Source organism: Rhodohalobacter sp. SW132 (genome assembly GCF_003390325.1).
In the GTDB taxonomy this organism is placed as follows: domain Bacteria; phylum Bacteroidota; class Rhodothermia; order Balneolales; family Balneolaceae; genus SW132.
The window spans coordinates 1-26,438 of the sequence record NZ_QUOK01000003.1 but is presented as its reverse complement, the minus strand read 5'-3'; the positions used below and the strand labels follow the sequence as shown (position 1 = coordinate 26,438).

The following is a 26,438-nucleotide window of genomic DNA, read 5'->3' as shown; positions in this document are numbered from 1 at the left end:
GCCCGATGGCCTGAATCTATTGCCACATCATTTCCCCGGGTTGCGCCCGATTGCATCGTGCTACACCCGGGGCTACAAACATTTGTCCCCTCCGGGGCCGGTGTGGAGGCCACACACTGTTTGAGGATCCATTGTACGTTTCAGGGGTGATGGAATTCGTACCATTTAATTTATCCCGAACTATGGTAGGTTCCTCAACCAGCCCCGAACGGGGCGCAAATCAACAGCCCGGGGTTGCAACCCCGGGAATATGTAGGGCATAAAAACCAAGAATCCCGAGGCAATGAATTCAGCAGAATCAATGAACCTATCGAGGGGTTGATCGAGAAATCATGCACTGCACCGAATCCGTTGATCAAAAAGAAGATCACAGGTTCAGAGCCCGCGATGACGTTGAAAGGGGTATGAAGTTAACCACAGTCATGCCGTGCCCCGACACGGCATCTCCCGTTCTTGTTCGACTCGAAATATATATTCGAGAGCCATCGGATGAGTCATTAGCAGATAATTTATTGATTTACAATGTCTTGATTATTCCTGGAGCTCATCCGATGACGTCGATAATATTCAGTGATCACAACCCATGTTTTTGAAGGTTTTCAACAAGATCCAGCCAGAAGTGCTCCACATATTTTTCGCGCTCTTTACTCACCTGGATATCGAGCTGCTCCATGTGGCTGAGCGGTGCTGTCTGGATATGTTCACCCCAGGTGGCACTTTCCACTGAAACGAATGAATCATTCAACCCCTCCTGGTTGTAAATATGCCCGTTCTGAAAACGATAAATAGGATTAAGCGGATGATTTGTTCCTTTACCCACAGCCGCGCTGAATGAGAAATAGGGTACATCTTTGTGATCCACGACATTCGGGTTAAATTCACTGCAAACATATTCGCGAGTTAGCTGCTCAACAGCATCCACCGCATTGCTTTTTGCATTCGGAAAGATGCTCTCCCCAAACCAATCAAACACTTCACCCAGTTTATCTTTCAAAATTCCGGGAGTGGTCAGTATCAGTTCAGCCAGACTTGTACCTCTGTGCGGTGTGGCAATGGTCGTTAGAGATGCCACCGAATCGGCGATGCCGAGTTTTGAAATTGCATACCGCATATCGAGACCGCCCATACTGTGGCCCACCACATTAAACTTTTCGTACCCGTACTGCTCCTTAAGCTGTTCGATTTTTTCAGCCCACTGTTCAGCACGTGTGGCAATTTTTGCATACGGTACAATATTGGGGGCAAACGCATGAATACCGTGGCCACGGAGCGTCATGCAGGGTGCGTGAATTGGAGCGGGACGTACCAATCCGGCAATCCCACCATAACCGTGACACATAAACAGCGGATATTTCAAAAACAGGATTTCAGGCTGCGGGAAATCAAGCAGTTCAAACTTTTTTAGAAATTTTTGCGGTTCAATCAGTTTCATCGGTAGTCATCCTTTAATTTTGAGGGATCAATCCGGTAAACGCGGAATGATCTGGTGCGGAGTTGTCAGTTCAGAATCTGTTACGATAAAAAGCGTCCGGTGCACCGTTCGGTTATAAACGATCTGAAGGTTAAGATCGCGTTCTGGAAATTGAACGGTTCCATAGGTTTCAGCATTCAGCGGATAGAGGCGATAGTGAAGATGGTGGTGAAATGTAGTTTTCGAAAAACCGGGCGGTACGCGAATCGTATAGATTTTCCGACTGAATACAGAATCCACAGTAACGGTTCGAATGGCAATTTGATCCGGACTGATCCTGAAATCATACGTTGTTTGTGCAATTAATGAATCAATTTGTGCCGGAGATTTTAGCCGCTGTATTTTCTCCGGATCGATTTGAATATGAAGTGCCCCTGCCAAAAAGCAGCAGAGAATAAGCAAAAGTGCAAGCCATCCTTTTTTATCCATCAAAACCTCTGAAATACCGAAATACCTGTTTATAAATTATTTAAATGCTGTTAACCCCGACCGGAAAAGCTGAATTGTCAGTTCAGCCCCACTTCACATTGATTGTACATCATCCATCAATAGAGAAATCAGAATTGTATCATAATTGTAAAGTTTGAACACTTTCCGTAATTGTATCAAAAATAAGCAATCCCTCCCGATCTTCATCAAGTATATCCAATAATTCTCCATTTGAATTCCAGGCTGATGTTTGACCTGCACTTTCAAAGTCATCACAAAAACCGATGCAGTTCACCATAAGAACAGGCATCGAATACTTTTGGGCGATTTTTCGATAATGGATACGTGCCTTATCCAGACCATTCTGCGATTTTTCAACGCTTGCAAGGTAGATATCGGCACCGCGTTCAAAAGCATCATGAGCATGATCGGTCTGTAAACTTTCATAACAGATCGCCGGTGCAATATTTTTTCCCTGTATTGTTAACATGAATGATTCATCACCTTTAGAAAAGGTAGGTTTTTCATCGGTATGAAGTATCTGTTTGGAGTAGATTGATCGATTACCACCCGGTTTCAAAAATATCATGCTGATAAAAATATCAGACCCGTTTGTTGTTGGTAATCCCAATCCGATAACGATGTTTTCCCTGTCGGCCATTTCAGCTAATTGATCCAGCCTTGAATCAAAAGGATGGGTTGCCAATCTGCGTGCAAGTGCAGATTCGTATCCCGTAAGGGAAAGTTCAGGGAAAATGTGGCCGATATCCCAAATGATACAGCCTTCTTCACCCATTTGAGGTGGGTGTGAATGTTTGATGCAACATCACCCTTTTTGGATTTTATCTGGGCTAAACAGATCTTCATTGAATAATCAGAATTGATGGGATTAATACGGATTTAATCATAAGTGGTTTAATTCCCCGACGCTCTGGGTCGGAAAGGATGAAAGTCCCCCTTCAAAGGGGGACACTCCAGAATAAACTCCATATCGAACAAAAAGGTATGGAAACCAATTTGATACTTCGTGGGCTCTGCCCCGAGGTAGTTCATTCCATATACGGAGCAGAATATTCATCTTATCACTCGACTTATAACCGGCCGGCAGATCATTTCTGCAAAAAAATCCGATAAAGTAGATCGGATTGAGTATACTTGCCCGTGACGGTTGGAAATAAGCAGCCGGGTGACAAATTAAAATGTACGAATAACTGAACATTGATGAGATACCAATATCAAAAGGTTTCAACCGCATCACAGGTGGATCTTTTTTACAGTTTTCAGAAACAGATTTACGAATCGTTTCCAAACTGGATCCCGCCGTTTCGGTTTGAAATCGAAAAGATTTTCAATCCGGATAAAAATCCGTTTTTCAAAGGGGGCAACTGTGAACGGTACCTGGTTTTTGATGGAAACCGGATGGTGGGGCGGTTTGCGGTGATGAATCATCCTGAAAAAGATAAAGTGCTGAAACCGGTGATGGGCGGTTTTGGGTTTGTGGAACTGATAAATGATCAATCCGTGATGGATGATATGATCCGGTTTGCAAAAGAATGGCATCAAAAACACGGATATAGTGCTTTTCGGGGACCGGTAAATTTTGGGGAGAACGATAACTTCTGGGGACTTCTGGTAGAAAATTTTGATGAAGAACCGATTTACGGCATGCACTATCATCCCCCGTATTACAAAGAACTGATTGAAAAAACCGGGGCGGTGCAACTGGACGATCACTGGAGTTACCGGCGTGATTTCGACCAGCCGCTGCCCGAACGGCTGATAAAGATCACCGACCGGATTGAGGAGAAACTGAATGTTGAAATTCGTCCGGTGAACTTTAAAAATCCCGAAAAAGATGCCGAAGCGATACGAACAATCTATAACCGGGCATGGTCGGAGCAGGATATTGTGGATCGCGAGCAGGAATTCACCGAACTAAAAAAGGAAACCGTTCGGGATATGGTGCAGCAGCTCAAACGAATTGTGATCCGCGACAGCGTGCTGATCGCATCCGTGGATGGAGTACCGGCATCATTTATCGTTTCAGTGCCTGATCTGAACCAGGTATCAAAAGAGACTGGAGGAAAGCTCCGCTGGTGGCAAATCCCAAAACTTTTTTTATTGAAACGGCGCGCACGTCGTCTTCGGAATTTGGTCTTTGGAACTCTGCCGGAGTATCGAAAAAAAGGGCTTGAAGCGTTAGTATTTGTGCGCGGAATACAGATGACAAAAAAAGCCGCTCCGTCACTCGATTACTTAGAAGGAGCGTGGATCAGCGAAAAAAACTGGCTCATGCAGCGAAGCCTCGAAGCGCTTGGGTGTCATCATCATAAAACGCATCGGACATATCGCTGGGATTGTTGAGGGGCACGCTGCGCATGCGGTTGAGTTTCGCGCTGCGCGCGAGGTGGAACTGTTGAGATGTACACTGCGTGTACTGTTGAGTGTCGCACTACGTGCGAGGTTGAATTGTTGAGAGGGCACAGATTTCAACATCTTCAAGTGAGCGCAGATCACTCTCAACAGCTCTACTATTCAACGTGGGTGCAACCCACACTCCACAACTCAACGGGGCGCAGCCCGCCCTCAACAGTTCAACACAGACAACGCCTGCACTCACGATTCCATTTTAGAAATTTTCATTTTTGTCGATAAGTGAAATCTTCATTCGTTAAATCTTTTTAATTTTCTATCTTTCAGGTTTCAAAAATTATTATCAATAAAAGCGGGTATATGAAATTCATTAGAGTATCAGGTGCATTACTCCTGTTTGTCTGTTTCTTTTTTTCATTCGAGCTATCAGCACAAGATATAGGTGGTATCGATTTTGCGTCTGTAAATGTTGATAATTTATCCGACGCGCAGATTCGTCAAATTTGGGAGCGCGCACAGGAGGAAAATCTCAATGTCCAGCAAATCGGGGCTCTTGCCCAAAGCAGGGGGATGTCTGCAGGTGAAGTATCGAAACTGCGGAACAGGCTGAATCAGGTTAGAACGCAGGTCCGAACAGGGGATCGAGACATGGATTCAGACGTTTTAAGGGAACGGGAACGTGAACGTTTCGGTGAACAGGATACAATGAGAGTGCTCCGGTCGATAGAGCTGCCGGACAGCCTGGCCCATGAACGCAGGGTGTTTGGTGCAAATATTTTCCGTGATCGTGCAATTTCCTTTGAACCCTCCATGAATATCCCAACCCCGATAGATTATACACTCGGTGCAGGGGACGAAATTGTTATTAACATCTGGGGAGCAGCAGAAGCGAATTACCGGCTGACGGTCTCACCTGAGGGGGTAATCCGAATTCCAAACCTTGGCCCCATTCAGCTCGACGGCCTCAGTATGCAGGACGCACGGACCCGAATTCTTGACCGGTTACAGAATATTTATTCAGGCCTGAGACCCAATCAGCCCGAAAACGCAAATACCTTTGCTGAGGTTTCCATTGGAAATGTTCGCAGTATTAAAGTAACAATTATGGGAGAAGCGATGCAGCCGGGTACCTATACCGTCTCGTCCTTATCCACAGTTTTTAACGCACTTTATGCTGCCGGAGGGCCCTCGGATTCGGGTACTTTCCGGAATATCCAGATCATTCGCGGACAGGAGGTAGCAGCTACACTCGATATTTACGATTTCCTGGTATACGGGGATCAAAGCGACAATATCCGGCTGAGAGACCAGGATATCATTAAAATTGATCCATACATCAACAGGGTTCGTCTGAGGGGTGAAGTTAAACGACCCGGCATCTTTGAGATGAAAGAGGGCGAAACTCTCAGCGATCTGATTGAATTTACATCCGGATTTACGGAGAATGCCTATACCCGGCGGCTGGTTCTGCGCCGATCAACGGACGTGCAGCGAAGTATATCGGATGTCAGCTGGCCGGAAGGCGGCGACCTGGTTATGCGGGCCGGTGATGAACTTCGTGTAGGTGAGCTCCTTGAAAGGTTTGAAAACCGTGTGGAGATAGAGGGAGCTGTATTTCGTGAAGGTGAGTTTGAGCTGAGTGAGGGCATGACATTAACGGATCTGATCGAAAAAGCGGAAGGTGTAAGGGAAGATGCCTACAGGCAGCGAGGAATCATTCTGAGAACCCGTGATAATCTGACAACCGAATCTGTTGCATTCTCTGTTGATGATGTGCTGGAAGGCAGAGCTGCAGATATCGAACTCAGGCGTGATGATGTTGTTCGGATCACTTCTCTGTTTGATATGCGGGAAGAGTATACGATTCGGGTAAGCGGTGCCGTGAATGAAGCCGGTGAGTTTGATTTTGTTGAAAACCTGACAGTCAGTGATGCGATCTATCTTGCGGATGGATTCCGGGAATCTGCTGCGCCCTACAGAGTGGAGGTCGCCCGTCGAATGACAGGACTCGATCGTTTTATAAAAGGCAATCAGCTCGCTGAAAGATTTGAATTTGAGGTAAATCAAAACCTGGAGTTTGTAGACGGTCAGGAAGATTTTGTACTGCAGCCGTTTGACCAGGTGTTTGTGCGTCGTCAGCCTAATTATCGTGAACAGCAAACCGTAGAAGTGGACGGCGAAGTGAATTTTCCCGGCAATTATGTTCTGGAAAAACGTGATGCACGAATCAGTGATCTGATTCAATGGTCAGGCGGACTCTCTGATTATGCCTATCCCCGCGGAGCTTCACTTACCCGTCAGATCGATCGGGATGAAGAATCCCTGGAGGATCTTGATATAGCAGATGAACTGTTTGAAGTTGAGGATAGGAGCAACACCCGGGTTGGAATCCGATTGGCTGATATTCTTCAAAATCCGGGTGGCCCCCAGGATTTACGTCTCGAGCCCGGTGATGTTCTCCATATACCGCAAGAGCTGCAGACCATCCGGGTAGAAGGAGAGGTTCTTTTTCCCGTGAGTATTCGTTATGATGACGGGATGTCTGTGCGGGATGCAATCAATCGTGCCGGCGGATTTACAGACCGGGCGCAGGAAAGAAGAACCTATGTTGTTTATGCCAATGGTGAAGTAGACCGGTCGAAACGTTTTCTGTTCATCCGGAACGATCCATCCCTTGAACCGGGAGCAACAGTTGTGATTCCGAGAGAAGAAGAGATTGAACGAATGAGTCCGCAGGAAAGGATTGCGATCTATTCAACGATCGTTTCCATGGCGGCCATCGTCACCAATACGATTTTCCAGATTCGACGGTAATTTTTTATCGGTTGATACTATTTCATTTCATAAAACAGAATGTATTCGTTTAAAAAAAACGCCCCAACCGGGGCGTTTTTTATTTACGGGATGAAATGACTGGAGATGGTGTGAGAGCTGAAAAAATCTATTGAAAATAATTCCGCAAAATTGATGGGTTTGCAGAGGTTATCTAAGAAAATTCTACCGGGATATGATCCGTTGAACAAATTAACCGAGGCATTATACGAGAAAACATCCACCACACTCGATCCGCTGATTAATATCTGTGAACAGCCATCGGATATAATTCCCAATCCTTCGTTGATGCATCGCCCGATGGCCCGAATCTATTGTCACATCATCTCCCCGGGCTCCGCCCGATTGCATCGTGCTTCACCCGGGGCTATGCACGTTTGGCCCTTTCAGGGCCGTTTTCTGAACATTGCAATGGTTGATGGACAACCGTTACCCGGTTACAAACATTTGTCCCCTCTGGTCCACGTCTCGAAAAAATCAAATGTGGGCCAAACAATGATAGAAGACCAATCGAAAGTTTCAAGAGTGATTTATTTCGTACCATATAATTTACCTCGATTTATGGTAGGTTATATAATCCAGCCCCGAACGGGGCGCAAATCAACAGCCCGGGGTTGCAAACCCCGGGAAAACGTCGGATATCAAAAACAGGAACCCCGAGGCGATGAATTCCGCAGAATCAATGACCCCCACCGAGAGGTTGACCGAATAACCCACCACCGCATCGAATCCGTTGATCAATCTCTGTGAACCGCCATCGGATGCAATTCCCAATCCTTAGTTGATGCATCGCCCGATAGCCCGAATATATTGCCGCATCATTCCCCCGGGTTATGCCCGATTTCATCGTGCTTTACCCGGGGCTATGCACGTTTGGCCCTTCCAGGGCCGGTGTCCGGACATCGCTTCATGGACATCCGTTAACCCGGCTATAAACATATTTCCCCTCTAGGATCAGCTCCCGAAAAAATCAAATGTGGGCCAAACAATGATAGAAGACCAATCGAATGTTTCAAGGGCGATTAATTTCGAACCATATAATTTACCTCTATTTATGGTAGGTCTTATAATCCAGCCCCAAACGGGGTGCAAATCAACAGCCCGGGGTTGCAACCCCGGGAATATGTAGGGCATAAAAACCAAGCATCCCGAGGCGATAAATTCCGCAGAATCAATGAACCCACCGAGGGGTTGTCCGAAAAATCATCCATCACACCGAATCCGTTGATCACAATCGTTGAACGGCCATCGGATGTAATTCCCAATCCTTTGTTGATGTATTGCCCGATGGCCTGAATCCATTACCGCATGATATCCCCGGGTTTCGCTCGATTGCATCGTGCTTCACCCGGGGCTATGCACGTTGGGCCCTTCCAGGGCCGGTGTCCGGACATCGTAATGCTTGATGAACATCCGTTAAACCGGCTATAAACATATGTCCCCTCTAGGATCAGCTCCCGAAAAAATCAAATGTGTGCCAAATAATGATAGAAGACCAATCGAATGTTTCAAGTGCAATTGATTTCGTACCATATAATTTACCTCGATTTATGGTAGGTCTTATAATCCAGCCCCGAACGGGGCGCAAATCAACAGCCCGGGGTTGCAAACCCCGGGAAAACGTCGGATATCAAAAACAGGAACCCCGAGACGATGAATTCCGCAGAATCAATGAACCCACCGAGGGGTTGTCCGAAAAATCATCCACCGCACCGGATCCGTAGACTAACCCCGATGATGTCCCCGGAAATCCGCACCGGCTCTCCCGTATGGGATTGTACGATTGGAGATGATGAATTCAAAAAAAATCAGTCATTCCCGAAGTAAAATATCAAAAAATATCGACATAAAAATCGAGGCGGTTGTTCATTTTGCTATCGGCTTTCAGAATAAAATCAGAAAAAAAGTGTAAGGAAATCCTGAAAATCAGCTCTTAAAAGAGAAGCCCCCGATCAAAAGAGAATCAAGGGGTGGTCAGGGGATTCAAAAAATCAATCAAGAACAAAACCAAGAGATCCATGATCATACGAAAACCTACAATTCCTATATCCATATCATTTACACTACTGTTCTGGCTTGCGATCAATTATTCTGCAGCCGCACAGGTAACCCTCAACGCAGAGCTTTCATCATCCGAACTCTACGCCGGTGATGAAATCGAACTCACCCTATCAGCAACATATAATTCTGACGCTTATTTTATTTCTATTGAACTGGCGTACGACATAGAGATATTCGAATTCCTGGCGATTCAGCCAAGCGGCATTACAGCAACTGGAGTGGCTTTTGCCGACCATCTGTCACCCGGAGTAATTGGTGCATCAGCATCCCGAACCGATCAACAGGTATCCAACGCTTCCGGCGGACTGATGGTTCTCACATTCAGGGTCCGGGAGAAAACTCCGGTGGGGGATGGTTCTTTTTCCTTTGATGAGGTGAAACTGGCAAATTCTTCCGGTACCGAAATCGATACCGGACCACTGGAATCGCCAACATTTGAGGTGATGGAGTCGATTGCACTGGTTGAACTTACCACACCGGCTTCGATTGATGTAACCGAAGGGGATGAATATCAGGCTACAGGACGTGTATACGCAAACGGCGTTACGGGTGATGAGGAAAACAGTGAGAGAATCCGGATGTGGGCCGGAGTGAATGAGCAGGATACTAATCCCGCAACCTGGGACGAATCAAGCTGGCAGCTCATGGAGTTTACGGAACAGGACAGCGAGGATTATTTCCTGTATACCGGGGAAATCGCATTTATGAGAGAAACGGGGGAGTATTACGTTGCAATCCGCACTGATTTAGATGAAGATCTCAATTACAAATACGGCGGGATCAATGGGGAATGGGACAGCAGCGAAAGTCCATCCGCAGTTATGGAAATTCTCGAACAGCCACCGTTCCGATACACCATTGCGGAATGGGATTTTGTTGGCGAAACTGTACTGCCGAGACTCTCAACCCCGGTGAATCAAACCTCTGAGGTAGAGCTTTACGGTGCATCATTCAGCGGAGACGGATTTACATCAGGCTCTACAGGGCTGGCACTCAACTCATCCGGATGGCACGAATTTGCTGAGGGTGAAAACTACTGGCAGATTGTTATTTCAACAGAAAACTTTGAACAGCTTCGTATTACATCCAAACAATATGGTTCTGGTACTGGTCCGAGGGATTTCCAAATTCAGTCGAGTCTGAACGGAGAAACCTGGGAAGATGTCCCGGGTGGAGCGATTGAGGTCGGGACAAACTGGACAACCGGGGTTGTGGACCAGCTCCCGCTTCCGGAAGCTTTGAATGATCAGCCTGAACTATATATCCGATGGGTTCAGACGGATAGTTTGCGAATTAGTCCGAACGATGCGAGTGCGGTTGCAGCAGGTGGAACAAACCGAATCGATGATATTGTGATTACCGGAATCAATCCGAATGCCAAACGAATCAGCGTCTGGCCGGGGGATACAAACCATGACGGTGTTGTGGATGAGCTGGATGTGATTCCCCTGGGCTACTACTGGCTCTCCGAAGGTCCGAAGCCAATATACAACAGTTCAGACTGGGCAGCACGTGACGTCGAGGCCTGGATCCCCGAGGCGGCAACCTATGCAGACGCCTCCGGAAGCGGACGCGTAGATCATAACGATCTTCAGCTTGTTGGTCTCCATTTTGGAAAAACCCATCCGGAAGGAAGTTCAGGCAGTGGGGGAGGCCGACAGAAAAGAAGTGTTTCAGCAATTTCATCGATCACACTTGACCCATTAGTAGCCGGAGAAACCGCTGAGCTCTATTTGATAGTGGATGGGACAGTCTCGTTATCAGGTCTTTCATTTCGGATTTCAGTAAACGGAATAGATCCGGAAAGCTGGAGCACAGAAACTGCAGTTCCGATTGAATGGGGAGAAGAGTGGCAACGTGAAAACCGGCTTATAGAGTTTCAAGCCTCGCATGATGATTTCTTAGCCGCAACGTGGATACATAAAGGCTTTTCTGATCAGGTTAAGGCCAGCAATCTTGCACGAATTGTCATCAAGGCTGAGAAAGATTGGGAAACCCCGGTTTCGATTAATCTTCTTCGGGCTGTGGCGGCCTCGGAGAGAAATACGGTACCTCTCCGGAATGCAGCACTGAGTTCAGAACTTTCAGTTTCACTGGAACCGGAAGCAGATGAACGGCCGGGGAAAACTAAGCTGCTGCCAAATTATCCCAACCCGTTTAATCCGGCCACGACCATACCCTACACACTCTCTGATCCTGGAGACGTTCAGCTTGAGGTGTTCGATGCCATCGGCAGGAGGGTTGCCTTGTTTCAGCGTAAAGCACAGCAGCCTGGCCGTCACACGATCGAGTTCGACGCATCAACGCTCTCCAGCGGTCTGTATCTCTACCGTTTACAAACAAATGGAATCGTTCAAACAAGAAAGATGACGCTCTTGAAGTAACCTAAACCATCCGAACACCCGACTAACCGCCGGGAATTGAACCACCCGGTGGTTTTTAATTTCTTCTTTTGATATAATTTCAACATCATTTCCCCGGGTTATGCCCGATAACATCGTGTACCATCCGGGGATATGCACATTTGGCCCTTTCGGGGCCGCGTCCGTATACCGCAAGGCTTGAGGGACATCCGGACAATCCTGGCTACAAATATATTTCCCCTCCAGGACCGGTGTGGTGACGAAACAATGTTTGAAGGTCCAGCGAACGTTTCACGGGTGATAGATTTTGTACCATACAAAGTATTCCAATTAAAGATAGGTCACTAACCCCAGCCCCGAACGGGGCTAAATGTGAATAGCCGGGGTTTTTACCCCGGGAAAACATTGGGCATAAAAACACGAACCCCGAGGCGTTGAATTCTAAAGAATCTATGAACCTGCCGAGGGGTTGTCTGAAATATCATCCATCGCCCCGAATCCGTTGATCAAAATCTGTGAACCGCCATCGGATATAATTCCTATCCCTTCGTTCATGTATCGCCCGATGGTCTGGATCCAATGACCGCATATTATCCCCGGGTTACGCCCGATTGCATCGTGCTACACCCGGGCTACAAATATATGTCCCCTACGGGGCCAGTTTGGACATCAGACTGTTTGAAGGTCCACTGGATATTTCAAAGGTGATAAATTTCATACCCTATAAAATAACCCAATAAAAGATTGGTCAATAAATCTAGCCCCGAACAGGGCGCAAATCAACAGCCCGGGGCTGCAGCCCGGGGAATACGTTGGAAATCGAAAACAGGAACCCCGTGGCAATGAATTCAGCAAAATCAATGAACTCACCGAGGGGTTGTCCGAGAAATCAACCATCGCACCGAATCCGTTGATCAAAATCTGTGAACCGCCATCGGATATAATTCATAGCCCTTCGTTCATGTATCGCCCGATGGCCCGGATCCAATGACCTCATTTTGTCCCCGGGTTTCGCCCGATTGCATCGTGCTACACCTGGGCTACAAATATATGTCCCCTCCGGGGCCACGTCTCGAAAAAAATCATGTGTGGGCAAAATAATGATAGAAGACCAATCGAATGTTTCAAGGGCGATTGATTTCGTGCCATTTTAATGAACTCAATTGAAGATAGGTCACTTTTCCCAGCCCCGAACGGGCGCAAATCAACAGCCCGGGGTTGCAGCCCCTGGAAAACGTTGGATATCGAAACAGGAATTCCGAGGCAATGAATTCCGCAGAATCAATGAACACATCGAGGGGTTGTCCGAGAAATCATCCACCTCACAGAATCCGTTGATCAAAATCGATGAACGGCCATCGGATATCATTCCCAATCCTTCGTTCATGTATCGCCCGATGGCCTGGATCCAATGACCCCATATAATCCCCGGGTTATGCCCGATTACATCGTGCACCACTCGGGGCTATTCACATTTGGCCCTTTCAGGGTCGGTTTCTTGACATTGCAATGCGTTAGGGATATCCGTTTTAACCCGAGCTACAAACATTTGTCCTCTATGGTCCATGTGTGGGGAACACATAATGCCTGTAGGCGAATCGGATGATTCAAGAGTATTAGATTTCATAACATATAATTTACCCCGATCTAACGTAGGCCACTAACCCAAGCCCCGAACGGGGCTAAATGTGAATAGCCCGGGGTTTTTACCCCGGGAATACGTTGGAAATCGAAAACAGGAATCCCGAGGCAATAAATTCAGCAAAATCAATGAACCCACCGAGGGGTTGTTCGATATATTATTCATCACAACACCGTTTCCGTTGATCAAAATCGATGAACAGCCATCGGATTAAATTCCCAATCATTCGCTGATATATCGCCCGATGGCCTGGTTCTATTGCCACATCAATTCCTGGGTTACGCCCGATTGTATCGTTCTACACCTGGGGGATATTCACATTTGGCCCTTCCAGGACCGGTATCTGGATGTTACAATGTTTTATGGATATCCATTAACCCGGGCTACAAACTCATATTTCATCTGGGGCCGTTGGTGGGAGTGGGTAAAAAAACCAGATACTCAAATTCAACCCTTATACAAATTGTGTCGCCCTGCACACATAACTTTACGGAAAAATATTCCAATACTGTAAAATGTTTCCTTTTAGAATAGACCGGGATTTATAAAAAAATAGAATATATCCTGTAAAATCTATTTAAGAAATTCTCCAAAACCACCGATAATCGTTGTGAACCGTATAAAACGTGGGTTGAAACCTGATCGAATCATTCATTTCAGAATATACATCCATTCACGGTGCAGAGTTTGTATAGGTATATAATGCATTTGTAGTGTATCATTAAATGTTGTGTAGTTTTTGGTAAAGAAAAAAGTGTAGGAATCGTTACATACTATTTGGATTAGAAGATCTTAACACTTATTTTTTGCGCTTAAATGTACAACATCACTACAGAGAAAAAACTACAAAAAAATCGGCATAGGATTTAAGCAGATATGGGATTAACATTACAACGGGCCAAGAGAGTTCATGTAAGAACTTTACCTCCTGAAGAACAACACTTTAAAGAATCAATTCATTCTGAACAGTTTAACGATATCAGAATTAAGCCTTACCCGGTCAAGAGAAAAATTGACCTGGTTCTTGGAGCCGCCGGCTTTTTGGTTTACATGCTGCTTTTTCCGTTTATAGCTCTCGGAATTAAGCTGTCATCCCGCGGGCCTGTTCTGTTCAAGCAGCCCCGGACCGGGAGAAATGGGGCGGTATTTCAATGTTATAAATTCAGAACCATGCACGTTGTTCAGAAGCAATCGAAAAACGGGCAGCCGGTTGTAACGCAAAAAGGGGATAACCGAATTTTTGGTTTTGGTCAGTTTCTCAGGAAAATGAATCTTGATGAACTGCCCCAGATCATCAATGTAATGAAAGGGGATATGAGCCTGGTGGGGCCGCGGCCGTACCCGGTTGAGGAGTGTGCGTACTGGAATAATACGTTTGATGACCACTACTACCGATATATTCTTACACCCGGTATTACGGGGTATGCACAAGCAAGGGGTCTGAGGGGAGGAACCCTGGATGTGGAGCTGATGCGCCGAAGACTGGATAACGACCTGATCTACATCGAAAAAAACTCGCTGAAACTGGATCTGATGATTATCTACCGCACAGTAGCCCAGATGGTGACTCGAAAAACGAATGGGCACTGAGTTTTAGTTTTTAGTGATGAGTGTTGAGTTTTTAGGGCTTGATGTATTCACCAGATTAAACTAAATCTGAAATAAAATAGGGGTATAAAGGTTTTACTGATAGAGTTTGGTGAATTGTCTGCGGAAATCTTCATCATAATGATCAGTCGTAAACCTTTAGACTATCTGTTCTATTAAAAATAACAGATAAATCTTAGTTGTGTTAATACTGTGGATTTATTAAGCAGTGAACTACAAACGATCCATGTTACGACAGGACCGATAAATAAATAGAAGGTTTTTTCTTACTCCATATGTTTTTCAAAGAACTATACCTTTAATCTCAAATCTATAATCTCCAATTCCTCTTGTCTGACGAATTAAATAACAACCCCGGCTCTCCCGAGGAGCTAAAAAAAGAGAAAGAAACCACGCCCGAAGTCCGGTACGTCCCCATCGAATATATGCCCCATATAAATGAGGGAGATGATGACGAGATTGACCTGGTCGAACTTGCCAAAAATATCTGGAACGGACGGTGGACCATTGCCAAAATCACCGGTGTGTTTGTGGCAATCGGCCTCTTTATTGCCTTTTTTAGCCCGGTGGAGTATGAGAGTGAAGCGATTCTGATGCCGGAAGTTCAGCAGGCTGATCAGGGGAGAGCCGGACAATTACTTCAGCGTTTTGGTGGTGCTTTTGGAATGGGCGGAGTTGATCTGTCACAGGCACAGCATGGTACGATTCCTCCAATGATTTACCCGCGTATTGTAAACAGTCTTTCCTTTCAAATGGAATTGATGGAGCAAGAGATCCGGTTTGCAGATTACACACTATCGACGACTCTTCCCGACTTTTATGAAAATCATTACTCGCCTTCATTGACTCAGTATCTACAGAAACTCACTATTGGGCTTCCTTTTACAGTGCTAGACTGGATCAGGGAAGAGGAACGTACTGTACAAGTAAATGATCCTTTTGAAGCGGAATTTATCCAGGTTAGCAAAAAAGACCTGGAATTAATTGACAATATACGAAATCGAATTTCGGTGAGACTTGATGAAGAGACCGGTTTATTGACCACCCGGGTAACATTGCATGATGCGAGGGCTGCGGCAGAGTTAAACAGACATCTTATTGAGTTGTTGAAGGAGTACGTAACACAATATCGAATCGAAAAGACAAGCCAGGACCTTGAGTTTGTGGAGGAGCAGCACGCATCTGCCCGTGAACGGTTTGAAGAGCGTCAGATCGCCCTGGCTGATTTTCGGGATGCGAATATTTCGCTTGCAACTGCCCGGGCCCAAACAGAACTGGAGCGGCTTCAGGATGAGAAAGACCTTGCCTTTAATTTATATAGCAGCCTGTCTCAGCAACTTGAAGAGGCACGGTTGCGTCTTCAGGAGCAGAGACCAGTGTTTAGTGTGGTACAGGCAGTAAATGTGCCGAGTGATAAGATTAGTCCGAGACGCGGTTTTATTGTAATGATAACATTAATATTGGGGATAAGTATTGGGATTGGATTTTGGTTAATAAAATTTTATTTAAAATAATCAGACTAGTTGAAATATTTACAAAATGAAATCAATTTTCATATTAGATTATCTTGAAGCAATTCTACCAAAAAATCACTGATTATTTTGATCTAAAAAATAGATCTATAGATTTTAAAGTAAGTTTAAAAAATGCATTTTATAATTCTTCAGAAACTATTCTTTATCCACTTCTTTGGGTAATTTCGACGCCTATCTTTGTTCACTATCTGGGTGCTGAACAATATGGCATTTGGATGCTCGTAAATGGTTTTATTGGATTTGGTGGTGGGGCGATGGGATTAGGCCTGACAGACGCTACTGTTAAGTTCGTTTCTAAATACCGGGCACTTAATGATATACCAGCAATTGTAAAAGTCTCCCGCACAACAATGACGGTTTATTGTTTAATGGGAATACTTGTAGGTATTGTAGTTTTTGGTTTCGCTGAATTACTTGTTGAAAATGTATTTAGAGTAGAAGAAGGTAATATCCAATTGACGATCATTGCCTTAAAGATAGGTGGAATAGGTATTGTTGCTCGATTTTTTAATGATGTTTTCAGATCTGTAATATATGCCTTTGAACGACACGATGTAAATGCTAAAGTTACTATGGGTATTGATATAGTTACCATGGTAATTAATGTAATTCTTGTAATTGCAGGTTTTGATTTATTAGCGGTCCTATTATCGAGTATTATTTTTCTGGTTATTGGTGGGATGATTAAAGCTTATATATCAAAAAAATATTTCATCAATAGCTTGTCCTTTATACCACTATATGACAAGTCGGTCTTGAAAGAAGTATTTAGCTACAGTTTTTACACGTGGCTTCAAAGTATTCTTAGACTTAGTCAATCAAAACTCGACAGATTTTTAATTGCCGGCATTATTAGTGTAAGTGGATTGACCTATTATGTAATTGCATTAAAAGTAGCCGAGATAATTCATAGTGTTTTAGCCAGGGCAACTTCTTTCGTTTTTCCAATGGTTTCTCAATTAGTAGAAAAAGGAAATATTAAACGACTTAAAGAAATTTATCATAAAGCTACATTCTTCATTGTTATAGCAACAATTGCAATAATTACACCAACCTATTTATTTGGTTTTAGTTTGCTAGAAATATGGATGGGAACAGATTTTGCAAATGAAGCAATATTAATTTTATATGTTTTTCTTGCTAAATATATGTTTCATCCAATTGGAATTATCAATCATCACTTTTTATTAGGTACAGGCCTTGTTAAACTTAATACTCAATTTTTAGCAATCACAGTTCCATTGACGCTGGGTTTAATGCTACTTCTTATGCCGGTATATGGCTTAGTGGGAGCCGCTTTGGCAAAGTTAGTAAGTATACCGTCATTACTAATAATGCGAATCGTGTCGGAGAAAATAGTTTTTAAAAAGTTAGATATTAAATCAAACTTATCTTACTTCATTCCTGCCATTGTTCCCTTTCTACTAATAATATTTTGGTTAATTAATTATCCATGGTTGTCATATCAAATTTGGATGATGATACCACTGTTTCTTCTGTTTATGCTGATTGGTGGAGGTATTGGTTTTTTTATTTCAAAATTATGTCAAAAAATTAATTTAATGCCTGCTTTTCGGTAAAAGGTAATTTTCTTATGCAAAAAAAATCTATAGAAGATATTGTTCAGAAAATATTCAATTCATTTGGATATAGGATTCATAGTCTTGAATACTTTAAAAGGAATGATATTCAGTTCCCCATTGATGTGAGAAAAAAAGGAAATGATCCAAAGTTTTTAAGGTATTATTGTAAATCTCAACCAGTAATAATTGATGCTCCGATTGAGAAAGGACGAGGACATCCGGTATTTTCATTTCATCCATCTGCTTCACATCCATTCGTAATTGCTGCAAAGAAAGCTTTAATATCAACTAAAAGCTTAGAGATAATTTATAATGAATTGAAGATTTATTATGAAAATGTGCAGCCTAAATATGCAGCTGAATTGCTTGGATTAAATGATAATAATAATGAACTATTCAACTATCCCGCATGGACATGCGTATTGCCCTGGGATATAGAATCAATCGAACAGTGGGCCAAGAAAAACGAAGAATCGATTATCATAGAGAATAATAGAGCTGGTATAAATATAGATGCTTCACATGGGTGGGCATGGACAGGTCCTGTATCTGAATTTAAATTAAATATTGAAGCTAAAAGACTACATAAACTTTTAAAATCCGTTAAGAAATACGGATATAAAAGAAACAGTAACCCTGATGGTGATATAAAATCAACCGTATTAATCGATGAGAATGATAACTGGAGTTGGATGGCAACTACTGGACAACACCGACTGTCAGTTTTATCAGCTTTAGGAAAAAAAACCATACCCATTAGAGTAAATAAAATTGTTGATATTGATGACCTCGATATATGGCCAAATGTCACATCAGGATTGTATACAAAAAAAGAGGCTAGGCAAATATTTAATAGAATATTTCATGGAAGGTTACCAGCTTGTTTTAATGATTGGTGTCAACGATCAGTAAATAATTTCTAAATTATACTTGTTATGATAAACACAAATAATGATGTAATTCATACTGAAAACTGGTCAAAGTATGATTTCTTGGTGAATAAACATTATTGGCTGAAACAAGGTTTTGAAAGTGCGTTGTCAATTCGTATTAGAAACTTGAAGGACCTAACGAAGAGTTTGACATCAGAAAATATCAGGTATTGGTTGCAGGGAAAAACACTTTTAGGATTATACAAAGAAAATCAATTTTTAGATGATCATGACGATGATATTAGCATTTGGAAGGAGGATAAAGATAACTTTAAGAACAATGTTTTACCAAATTTACTTGATAAAGGGTTTCAAGTCATACGTGATAATGATCAAATGATTTCTGTTTGTAGAGACTATAGATATATAGATATCTGTATTTTCAAACAAGAGAGAAGGGAAGTTGGATATGGGCAAAAATGGTTCCCTAAACATCTATTTGAAGATTTTGAATGCATAGAAATTTATGGTGAAGAATTTTTTGTACCAAAAGAAACTGATCGGCTTCTTGAGATTATGTATAATCCCAATTTAATCAATCGTATCAGAAATTTTTTAAGACGATTAAAAACGTCAAACCCGCGTAACTATAAGAATAAAGTACAAGAATTAGCGATTCGAGTATGTTTTAAATTACCACATTCATTAAGACAAATAACTAACATACCGTTTAGATTTTTAGGGGTTCATTATAAACAACTAGATGAAGAGGAATTTTTAAATTTAAATATTGAACCCATGGATTCGTTTAATTGGAAATGGAGAAAGCCTCACCTTGATATATTTACCGATGGAGGGAAGTATACAAAAATAAAGGATATTGTTTCATATTTAAAGTCAAAGAATACACTACATAAGATAGTCAAAGACATAAATGAAACAGATATGACTGAGGAATTCTATGAGCCTGTAAATTTGGATCAAAATTTTTGGCAGTCTGGGAACAACTACTTTTTGTATTGTATTTTATTTGAATACAAAAAGGGAGTTACACCATACCATTTAGCTAATAAATATATTGAGGAAGTAAAATTCCCGAAATTATATACTAAGGATTATTACGAGTCTCTATCAGACATGAGTGAAAAAGAAATTATTGAAATGTTTAAAAAAGATCCAATAGAAACTACTAATGGAGCAGTAACAAGTGGGAAACACAGGGTTTGCGCGATGATGGGTAGAAATATATCAGGCAAGCACTATTTACCCATTTGGGCTGTTTGTAAAACTTAATTTATTTTTAAGAATTTATGGTTCTAAAAGTAAAGTATATCACCCTTGTATTTTTAGTATTGTGCATTCTTGGCCCACCACAATTAAAAGTAGAGGACAGAAATACAAATACTAGAGAACTAGCAAGTCAATTGGCATTTGAAAGTTCATTTAATTTGGATTTTTCCAATATATTGAGGATGGTGGTGTGGGGAATTAGCGGTTTAATTGTACTTGTGTATTTTTCAAAAAACAAAAAATACTATTATGATATTTTAACATCAAATCCAACCAAATGGTATTCTATTTATGGTTTATTTGCTATAATCTCATCTATATATTCTCCGAACACTTTATATACACTATTTTTTAGTTTTCAAATATTAATTCTCATCCTTCTAGTAGGTTTAATTCAAAAATGGATGGATTGGACTAAACCACTCTTGTTAATATTCTATGCATTTATCATCCAGTTATTCTTGATAATTATATTTTATTTTATCGACCCTAATCTTGTAGGAAGAGAAGAATGGAATTATGGTTACAGACTAGTGGGAGGAATATTTGGTGATTATGGAGCAGCAGCAGTAATATCAGGTATTTATTTTATCACAGTTTGTTTACATGGAAAAGAATATTTATCTGATGCAAGATTGAAAATATATTGGATATGTTATTTTATAACTTGGATATTCTTATTATTGACCTTCACTAGATCATCAATGATAGCTGCTATACTAGTATTATTTATAAATATATTTATATATAAAAAGTTTATACACAAGGCATTATTTATCTATATTTCGTTTGGAGTAGTAATAGTCTCTGGAGTGCTGGGATATTTTGATAATCTGATTCTGTACTTTTCAAGAGGACAATCAATTGATGTAATAATGACATTAAGTGCGAGAGCTGGTGTTTTTGAATTTTTATTTAATAGATGGCTTGAATCACCAATAGTTGGATATGGATATGCAGCGGGTTCAAGATGGTTACTTGCAGAATTTGTGAGAGATGGAATTCCGTTAGGTTCAGCACATAATGCGATATTAAAAGTATTAGCAGACTTAGGTATAATTGGGTTTATTATACTCTCTATGTCATATATTATAACTATTAAAAGTTTATTTAAAAATCGAATATTTAATAATGAATCAAAGAAACTAAAGTTATTATATGCACAAATTGTTTCTTTATTTATATATGTAAGTATAAGTAGTGTGTTCGGCGTTGGAATTGCTGCTGGATCTAGTATTTATATAGTTATTATAATGACAATGGTAATGGTAATAAAGATTAAAAGATTAAGAATATAATGGTAAAAATATCTGTCGTTACACCTTCTTTTAATCAGGGGGATTATATTTCGGACTCAATTGAAAGTGTTATTAGTCAGGATTACTCCAATTTAGAACACATTATAATCGATAATGAAAGTACAGATAAGACTTTAGAGGTTTTAAATTATTACAAGAATAATTATGATCATATAAGATATATTTCTGAACCTGATAATGGACAAAGTGAAGCGCTAAATAAAGGGTTTAAAATTTCCAATGGTGACTGGATTCTTTGGTTAAATGCAGATGATCTTTTAAAAGATGGTGCTATTAATAAATTTTTAAATTATATCAATAGCAATCCTGATTCTGATGTACTGTATGGACATGTTAATCTTGTAAATAAAAAACTGGAATTAATAAGAACCATATATCATATAGACTTTGATTACAATTTAACTTTATTTAGAATTCACCTTCCTCCCTCATCCGGTACTTTTTTTCGTTCTGCTATACTTAAGAAAAACCTTCTTAATGATCAGTTTCATTATATGATGGATACTGAATGGTATATGAGATGTGGTAAAGAGTATAATATTAAGTTGATAGATCATATTCTAACTGATTTCAGAGTAACTGATGATAATAAAACTGGTGAGCAGATAAAAAGTGGAGTACTAAATGATCAACAAAGATTAGAAATTGCATACTCATATAAAAATTACTTATATCCATCGTTTAATTTAGATAATCAAAATTATAGAATCAAAATACTTAAGAAAGCATATATTATTAAGTATTATTTCTTAAAAAGTAAATACTTAAAAAAGTATTTATCACAAAAGTATTTTAATTAAGTTAAATTATATGAAGAAAATTTTGATTATCGGTCAAATACCACCACCCATCCATGGTCAATCACTTTCAACAGAAAGATTATTAGCAGGCCATTATACAAAAATGCAACTACATTTTGTGGAGGCTAACTATTCAAAGAGGGTTGAGGAGGTAGGAAAGTTCAGGTTATCAAAAATTATTCAATTATTCCCTGTTATTTTCAAGTCATTAGAATTAAGGTTCTTGAAAGGTGTGAGAAATTTATATTATATGCCTGCATGTTCGGGTAGACTCCCTTTCTATCGTGATGTGTTTATACTAATCTCTTTGAGGCCGTTTTTTAAAGCCACTCTTTTTCATTTTAGGTCCGCAGGCATTGATGAAGTTTATAATACTTTGTTTTGGTTTGAAAAAGTCCTATTCAATTTAGCATATCGACGCCCAGTACTTGCTATACAATTATCTGAATTAAATCCTGAAGATGGTAAATTTATAAAGGCTAAATCAGTAGAAGTGGTACCCAATGGAATCTTGGACGTGCATAAAAGCTACACGGTGAAACGAAACCTTTCCGAATCACCAATGCAAATTCTTTATATTGGATCCATACAGGAATCTAAAGGCGTATTAGATTTACTACATTCCGGTAAAATATTATTAGAAAAAAGAGAAAGGTTTATCATTCATTTAGTTGGAGGTTTCAGAAGTGATGAGTTTAAACTAAAACTAACAAAATTTATCCAAAAGAATGGCCTTACAGAAGTGGTTAAGATTCATGGTAAACTCAGCGGTGATTCAAAATGGGAAATGTTTTCTAAGTGTCATCTTCTTGTTTTTCCTACTTACTATGAAAATGAATCTTTTGGAAACGTAATTATTGAAGCCATGCAATTTGAATTGCCGGTTATCGCTACAGATTGGAGAGCCGCCAGTAGTATTGTTCAGTCAAAGTCAACAGGATTTATTGTCCCTATTAAGAGTCCTGATTTAATTGCAAAAAAAATTCAAATTTTGATGTGTGATAAAAATCTCAGATTGAAAATGGGTAGCAATGGTAGAAAAGCTTTTCTGAAAAACTATAGCATTGAGGCTTTTTGGAGAAATATGGAAAACGTATTGAGTAAAGCTTCAGTCTGATGTACAAAGTAAATATTTTGAAAAGCTACGTAAACAAGCAAAATCTTGGTGAGACACTTGAAATTTTTACTGATACTATAGAAACAAATGATAAAATCAGGGTCACAGTAACTCCTGTTAATTGTCTGCTCTGGGCTAAAAGAAACCCAAAACTTGAACATATTTATAATTCAGCAGATATCAGCACAGCTGACGGTGTTCCACTTATTTGGGCATCTAAACTTCTTGGAGATCCAATTCGTGGAAGAGTAACGGGATTAGACCTACTTCCAGAATTTTCAAAAATCGCAGCCGAAAATGGGTATTCTTTTTTTCTCTTAGGTGCTGCAGAGGGTGTAGCTGATCGGTTAAAAGATAAACTTGAGGTTGAAAACCCGGGGTTGAATGTTGTAGGTACCTACTCGCCTCCATACGCAAAAACATTTTCTGAAGAAGAAAACCAGAAAATGATTAATATGATCAACGAAGTTAAGCCCAATGTGCTTTGGGTTAGCCTAACTGCACCAAAACAGGATTATTGGATTCATGAACATTTCGATAAGCTGGATGTCAACATTGCAATTGGGGTAGGAGCAGCATTTGACGTGGTGGTTGGTGATATTGAACGTTCACCTGAGTGGATGCAAAAATATGGCTTAGAGTGGTTTTATCGACTAATAAAAGAACCGAAGAGGCTCTATAAACGGTATTTAATTGAAGCGCCACGATTTATTCCCCTTGTTCTTATTCAGGCATTTAAAGAGAGAGTACTGAGGAGAAAAAGTGATTAAACTCCTAATCTTATACCAAAAAGCCATCCAAATTGATCTCCTACAAGTGCACCGTTATCAAATCCGGATTCGGCCAGGATCGTTACTAAATAACCTCTCCATGTAATGGGAACCTCAATTCTTGTAAAAAAGCTCCATTGGTTTATATATGGATCAAACAGGTCCATTTTTTCTTTATCATCAGGAATTCGGTTATCCCATCTTTTGCCGTAGTTGCGGCTGAATGTGCCTTTAGTCGTTAATTTCACATTATATTGCAGGGCAAATGAAATACCAAGATGATGGGCAACGATCCGGTTGTTGAACACTCCAATATCCGGATCACTACTGGGTACAAACAGGGCATTTCCAATTGTACGTGAATTATAGACCCAACCGGTACGGTACAGTCCGTGGTTATAGTAGTTTTCATTTCCTCTGAATTCATCTCTGGTCAAGTCACCACCAATATTGGGGCGACGGGGGCCGTCTTGGTATTTGGTATACAAAAATTCATACGTGAGCGCCTTAATCGGTAGTTCCCAGTTTTCATTAAAATCAAAATGAAGACCTGTCAATGCATCCTGAGGGCTTATGAACTTTAGATTATCTTTGGTTTCAATTGGGAACTGGCGATAAGCTTTTATATCAACCCTGTCAAATTCGAGAAAAAAGCCAAAATCCCAGGCGCCGATATGATCTCCATACATGTAATTACGAAACTGCCCCGGTGAATCGGGACCTCCTTTCAGTGCAAAAAAGGCATTTTTAAAATCGCTCAGAGAAGCTGGTATATCCCCATGATCGGGATGGTTTTTTCCTCCCCAGATTACATAATGTGCCAAGCCGCCGTAAAAATTTAAAGGGAAGTCACCCCCAAATCGTGCATGTCCCACTTTTTCATGAAGCAGAACATCTTCAGTTATGCGCCTGCTTCCTAGCCACCCATGAGCGATGTAGCCTTTTATTTGAATAAAATCCCTTGTAAATGAAATCGAGGTCCAGTCCTTCAATCCGGCCCGAACCTGCGGTATGGGTGATGCGTTGTTGCTAATACCCAAAGAACCCATCCCTAACTCTTCATCATGAATCGGTGAGGTGTTATGAAACCGCCCCGCCTGCAGGAAAAGCCCATATCCATCCAGCCTCAGATATCCCTGGTTAAAAGAGGCGGTGGATTTCACTCCCGGCCGTGCAATAAAATCGGCTCCATAGCTGAGGGAGAGGTTATCGGTTAGTTGGTTACCGGTGCTGTGGGCCTGTAGTCTTGTAAGGAACTGGCTGCCTTCGCCTGAGAACATCCCGTGCCTATTGCTCTGCAGCCAAAACGGGGTGGTGCCGGAGGAGCTGATGATGCCGGTTGTTTCGAAGCTGAATTCTGGTGTAGAGAACTGGGCATGGATTTGGGTAGGAAGGATGATGAGGGAGAGAAGGAGAGAGAGGGTGAGACTTAGGGAGGGAGTGAGTGATGTTGAACGTTTGGACATTTAGCGGGTATTGAAAATTGTTTATTGAGTCGACTAAAGATTTTCCCAAAGGGATGTCTTGGGCATAGGTCTCTAATAGTTTATTACGAGGTCTGATTTAAACATCTGTGGTAAACCGTTCCGGGACTCTTTTATTATCGGTTCTTGGTTGATTTATTAAAGAAAGTTAATGAAAATTGGGGTAAGATGTGTTCTCAGTTCTACAGTTCATCAGTATGTCAGGAGAGTGAGGGAGTAAAATGAGACGGGGTGAGGGAGTGAAGGAGAGAAAGGGTGAAAAAGCCGAAAAACAGGGTCTGGTTTGGTCAATTGGCTTGTTTTTCAATAGTCTGTTGATAAATTTCACTCACTTCATTTCAAACTTGCGGGTTATTCTGATTCGTATATATTTAAGAATTGAGAGAAAATAAAAAGAGACGAGATGAAAAGAATACATTCACACAGAGAGCTGGATGTATATAGGATGTCGTTTGACGCATCGATGCGACTATTTGAACTTTCGAAAGCTTTTCCACGAGAGGAGCAGTATTCGCTGACCGATCAGGTTCGTAGATCATCCCGTTCGGTATCCGCAAATATATCTGAGGCGTTTAGAAAACGGAAATATCCGAAATCATTTGTGTCTAAACTCTCCGATGCCGAGGCAGAGGCCGCAGAAACCCAAACCTGGCTGGATTTTGCGTTCAAATGTAAATATATCGATCCGGAACCTTATAAAATGTTGAACAGGGAATATGATTTTATCATCGGTAAGCTTGTTAATATGGCGAGGTTTCCGGAGAAGTGGGTTGTTTGAGAGGGAGTGATTGAGTGAGTGAATGAGAGATTGGGTGATCCAGTGACAGAGTGAGGGGGTGAGAAAAGTTCACAAAATCACGAGAATTTAATCAAGTTTATTGCATCAATG

At 41.4% G+C, this 26,438-nt stretch carries 17 protein-coding genes; 13 read left to right on the top strand and 4 right to left on the bottom strand.

Annotation, left to right across the window (positions count from 1 at the left end; genetic code table 11):
* Positions 1–574 precede the first annotated feature (574 nt).
* From DYD21_RS07135 to DYD21_RS07125, 3 genes are all read right to left on the bottom strand, one after another.
* Positions 575–1,432, bottom strand: coding sequence for a triacylglycerol lipase (locus DYD21_RS07135; RefSeq protein ID WP_116034676.1), 858 nt, complete (start codon positions 1,430–1,432; stop codon positions 575–577).
* Positions 1,433–1,459: 27 nt separating this feature from the next.
* Positions 1,460–1,900 carry a hypothetical protein gene (locus tag DYD21_RS07130; protein WP_116034673.1) on the bottom strand — a complete coding sequence of 147 codons (441 nt, stop codon included), beginning with the start codon at positions 1,898–1,900 and terminating at the stop codon, positions 1,460–1,462.
* 139 nt (positions 1,901–2,039) lie between these two features.
* The gene (locus tag DYD21_RS07125) at positions 2,040–2,696 is read right to left on the bottom strand and encodes a carbon-nitrogen hydrolase family protein (RefSeq protein ID WP_199535481.1); all 657 of its coding nucleotides are present in this window, start codon (positions 2,694–2,696) and stop codon (positions 2,040–2,042) included.
* A 425-nt stretch (positions 2,697–3,121) separates the two neighbouring features.
* Here DYD21_RS07125 and DYD21_RS07115 point away from each other — a divergent pair, with 425 nt between their 5' ends.
* From DYD21_RS07115 to DYD21_RS07040, 12 genes are all read left to right on the top strand, one after another.
* Positions 3,122–4,264 carry a hypothetical protein gene (locus DYD21_RS07115; RefSeq protein ID WP_116034667.1) on the top strand — a complete coding sequence of 381 codons (1,143 nt, stop codon included), beginning with the start codon at positions 3,122–3,124 and terminating at the stop codon, positions 4,262–4,264.
* A gap of 369 nt (positions 4,265–4,633) precedes the next feature.
* The gene (locus DYD21_RS07110; RefSeq protein WP_116034665.1) at positions 4,634–7,087 is read left to right on the top strand and encodes an SLBB domain-containing protein; all 2,454 of its coding nucleotides are present in this window, start codon (positions 4,634–4,636) and stop codon (positions 7,085–7,087) included.
* A gap of 2,036 nt (positions 7,088–9,123) precedes the next feature.
* Complete coding sequence (locus DYD21_RS07090) at positions 9,124–11,550, top strand: T9SS type A sorting domain-containing protein (RefSeq protein ID WP_116034655.1); 2,427 nt, start codon at positions 9,124–9,126, stop codon at positions 11,548–11,550.
* A gap of 2,497 nt (positions 11,551–14,047) precedes the next feature.
* Entirely contained in the window at positions 14,048–14,761 is a 714-nt protein-coding gene (locus DYD21_RS07080) for a sugar transferase (protein WP_116034650.1), read from the top strand.
* 347 nt (positions 14,762–15,108) lie between these two features.
* Positions 15,109–16,293 carry a Wzz/FepE/Etk N-terminal domain-containing protein gene (locus tag DYD21_RS07075; RefSeq protein ID WP_116034648.1) on the top strand — a complete coding sequence of 395 codons (1,185 nt, stop codon included), beginning with the start codon at positions 15,109–15,111 and terminating at the stop codon, positions 16,291–16,293.
* A gap of 53 nt (positions 16,294–16,346) precedes the next feature.
* Positions 16,347–17,894: an oligosaccharide flippase family protein gene (locus DYD21_RS07070; protein WP_158551445.1), complete on the top strand. Its 1,548-nt coding sequence runs from the start codon at positions 16,347–16,349 to the stop codon at positions 17,892–17,894.
* A 14-nt stretch (positions 17,895–17,908) separates the two neighbouring features.
* A complete protein-coding gene (locus DYD21_RS07065; protein WP_116034645.1) occupies positions 17,909–18,820 on the top strand; it encodes a hypothetical protein in 912 nt (303 codons plus the stop codon).
* Positions 18,821–18,832: 12 nt separating this feature from the next.
* Positions 18,833–20,062: a hypothetical protein gene (locus DYD21_RS07060; RefSeq protein ID WP_116034643.1), complete on the top strand. Its 1,230-nt coding sequence runs from the start codon at positions 18,833–18,835 to the stop codon at positions 20,060–20,062.
* A gap of 17 nt (positions 20,063–20,079) precedes the next feature.
* Positions 20,080–21,357 (top strand): O-antigen ligase, encoded by a 1,278-nt coding sequence (locus DYD21_RS07055; protein WP_116034642.1) that lies wholly within the window; start codon positions 20,080–20,082, stop codon positions 21,355–21,357.
* The gene (locus DYD21_RS07050) at positions 21,357–22,178 is read left to right on the top strand and encodes a glycosyltransferase family 2 protein (protein ID WP_116034640.1); all 822 of its coding nucleotides are present in this window, start codon (positions 21,357–21,359) and stop codon (positions 22,176–22,178) included. Before DYD21_RS07055 ends, DYD21_RS07050 begins: the two co-directional genes overlap by 1 nt.
* A 10-nt stretch (positions 22,179–22,188) precedes the next feature.
* Entirely contained in the window at positions 22,189–23,295 is a 1,107-nt protein-coding gene (locus tag DYD21_RS07045; RefSeq protein ID WP_116034638.1) for a glycosyltransferase family 4 protein, read from the top strand.
* The gene (locus DYD21_RS07040; protein WP_116034636.1) at positions 23,295–24,065 is read left to right on the top strand and encodes a WecB/TagA/CpsF family glycosyltransferase; all 771 of its coding nucleotides are present in this window, start codon (positions 23,295–23,297) and stop codon (positions 24,063–24,065) included. The genes DYD21_RS07045 and DYD21_RS07040 overlap by 1 nt, the downstream gene beginning before the upstream one ends.
* On the opposite strand, the gene DYD21_RS07035 is transcribed toward DYD21_RS07040, so the two are convergent.
* Positions 24,062–25,531: a capsule assembly Wzi family protein gene (locus DYD21_RS07035; protein ID WP_116034633.1), complete on the bottom strand. Its 1,470-nt coding sequence runs from the start codon at positions 25,529–25,531 to the stop codon at positions 24,062–24,064. The genes DYD21_RS07040 and DYD21_RS07035 overlap by 4 nt on opposite strands.
* A gap of 421 nt (positions 25,532–25,952) precedes the next feature.
* On the opposite strand from DYD21_RS07035, the gene DYD21_RS07030 reads away from it, so the two are divergent.
* The gene (locus DYD21_RS07030; protein WP_116034630.1) at positions 25,953–26,327 is read left to right on the top strand and encodes a four helix bundle protein; all 375 of its coding nucleotides are present in this window, start codon (positions 25,953–25,955) and stop codon (positions 26,325–26,327) included.
* Positions 26,328–26,438: the final 111 nt, after the last annotated feature.